General features: G+C 34.1%; 3 protein-coding genes. 2 read left to right on the top strand and 1 reads right to left on the bottom strand.

From position 1 onward, the window contains the following. Positions 1–975: 975 nt before the first annotated feature. Positions 976–1,434, bottom strand: a complete 459-nt coding sequence (locus tag ACJML3_RS09265; protein ID WP_406022610.1) for a hypothetical protein — start codon at positions 1,432–1,434, stop codon at positions 976–978. 461 nt (positions 1,435–1,895) lie between these two features. Here ACJML3_RS09265 and ACJML3_RS09260 point away from each other — a divergent pair, with 461 nt between their 5' ends. Together ACJML3_RS09260 and ACJML3_RS09255 are read left to right on the top strand one after the other, a co-directional pair. After that, complete coding sequence (locus ACJML3_RS09260; protein WP_406022608.1) at positions 1,896–2,204, top strand: hypothetical protein; 309 nt, start codon at positions 1,896–1,898, stop codon at positions 2,202–2,204. Positions 2,205–2,207: 3 nt separating this feature from the next. Next, entirely contained in the window at positions 2,208–2,438 is a 231-nt protein-coding gene (locus ACJML3_RS09255) for a hypothetical protein (protein WP_406022606.1), read from the top strand. The last annotated feature ends 16 nt before the right edge of the window (positions 2,439–2,454 follow it).

Below are 2,454 nucleotides of genomic sequence, written 5' to 3'. Positions count from 1 at the left end.
AGATCGTTAATGTCGGTATCTGTTGGATCTTCACAAAATGACTCTGTGATATAATCCTCAAATGTTTCGAGTTCGTCATAAGTCAGCATATCAGCATGATCCTTACCACCGCTCCAAAACTTAAAGTTTTGGATGCTTTCTTCAATAATATATCTAACCACGATATATAAGCTCCATAAAAGTTGATACAAGTGTTTGTTTATGCTTTGGGTTTGTTGTTCCCTTTGCATGTTTTAAGTATATTCAAATCAATTTTTATTTACTATCATTTGATAACAAAATTGTGATGTATGTCACAAAATTATTTATTATGATTTTAACCTGAATTTTTAAAAATCTTTATTTTTCAAGGGTTTAAAGGGTATTAAAGCAGCAGAATATATTTTTAAATTTTTATGGTTTAATCTGTTTTTTGTCTGTTTTTGGGTGATTCTGAATATACATCTATATATAAGTAAAAATATCAATACAGAAATATATGATCTTCTGCATCAGCTTATATATAGAGATGTGCTTTTAATATTCTGATATCGTCTTATATAGAGTGCTGAATATATCCATATATATGGAAGCATCCGCCCAGCACCCCTTAATTCCTAGTAACCTAGTAGGTTAGTGGGAAACGGTCCTGAAGTCTGACCATGCCAAAACCTAGTAACCCAGTAGGAAAGTATGATTTTATAAAAATTTGCTCGCACAGGTCCGAAAACCTAGCGACCTGGTAGGGATTTTCTGGGCGGTGGTGGGGTCTAGGGCGGTGGGGTCTATCATTAAGCTCTCTGCACCGCTGGTCATTAAACGAGCTGCCGTTGTGGTGGGCGGTCGGTCGGCTCTCATTAAGCGTGATTGTTTTCTTCATTAAGCCGACTGCATTAAGCGAGGTTGTCATTAAGCCGACTGCACCGAACGAGAACGAAAAAAGCCGATATCGTGGCTTGAATATCGGCTTTAACACTCGCACTTGTATTTTGAAATTTAAATGAGTCTGCTTCTTGCGATCAATGTCGGTGCATATTCAGTGTGATATCGAGAGTCAATCTCTTGTAAGAACTCGATAATATCAGCATCTACTCGCTCGCAAAATTCGTGAACCTGCTGTAAACCTTGCTCGTATTCTGCATCACTGTTGCAGTCAAAATCACTAGGAATATCAAAAAATTCGTCTGAATAATCGAACTTGTTGTCACTGATTAAATCAACGTGTTTAAGATAACGGTTAAGCTGACCGCAAATCTGAAAACCAAAATTAGAAAAATTAGCTGATTCAGAGTAAAAAAGATCTTCCTGATTGCAGTGTAGCTCGTGTCTGAAACTGCACAACCAAGTCAGAGCCTCGTGCTGATGATCTGTTAAGCCGTTTTCTGCTGAAATTTCACGATTCTTTGCGTTTTTGTTCGCTACATATATGCTTTTACGACTATATTTATCATTCATAATATTTACGCTCCTAGCTGTCAAATTTTTGACGTTTTATAATAAATGTTTGTGAGATTGTTTGTTCTGATAACGTTCTAATCAGAACTAATCTCGATTGCTTATAAGTATAATCATATTTTGATATAAAGCAAGTGATTTTTATCACAAAATTGTTTTTATTATCAGAAAAATAAAAAATCCGTTTTTCTATCTATTAATATGCAAGTGAAACTTAATTGCCCCCTCGGTTTAAAAAATCCGTTTAAAATTCCAAAAAAATCCGTTTATTATAAAATCCGTCTGCAATCCTTGTAAAATAAGAACTTTTTGATATAACCCCCTTGATTTAAAAGAACTATTATTGTGAACTAAATCACATTTTTATTATCAAAGCAAAATTATTTGTTGAAAACTAAAATCCTTTTGTTTAAACTTGTAAGTGTTGACAGGGAGCAATCCCAAGTAAGGAGTAATCAATAATGAAAATTGAAGCTAAAGAACTTTTAAAAATGCCATTAAAAGCATATTTTAAACAGTGGTTAAACAGTCACTATCGTATCGATCTTGAAGATGTTGTTTCAGGAATTTTAAATCAGACTGAATACAGCACTATGTTTGCAGATATTTCCCAACCTTTGACTCACGAGGGATTGATCGATTTAAAATTCAAGTTATCAGATACTCATGTTACTGTATCTATCCGTACAGCCTTCAGTGAAGATGTTTTAATTGCGTGTAAGCGTGATGTAAAGACTGTTTGCGATGCGTTAAACAATTTTAAGGAGTAGGAAATGGCTAAAATTATCACTAAATTAGATTCTGAATACGAGATTGTTATTCGTGAACGTTCTTCTGACTGTGTATTAGAAGTGTATAAGAATGAGACTGTAATAAATCAGTTTGCAGGTAGCTTAGAAGATTGTTTTCAGATTAGAGATTCGGTTTTAGATACTTTTGTAGATAGCCAGCATTACTGTAAGTACCTTTTAGGCTTAGATCTCGTTAAGGCATTTTTAAAGTAAAATTGACTTGGAGGAA

Source organism: Succinivibrio sp. (assembly GCF_045124615.1).
GTDB lineage: Bacteria > Pseudomonadota > Gammaproteobacteria > Enterobacterales > Succinivibrionaceae > Succinivibrio > Succinivibrio faecicola.
This window is presented reverse-complemented; position numbering and strand designations above follow the sequence as displayed.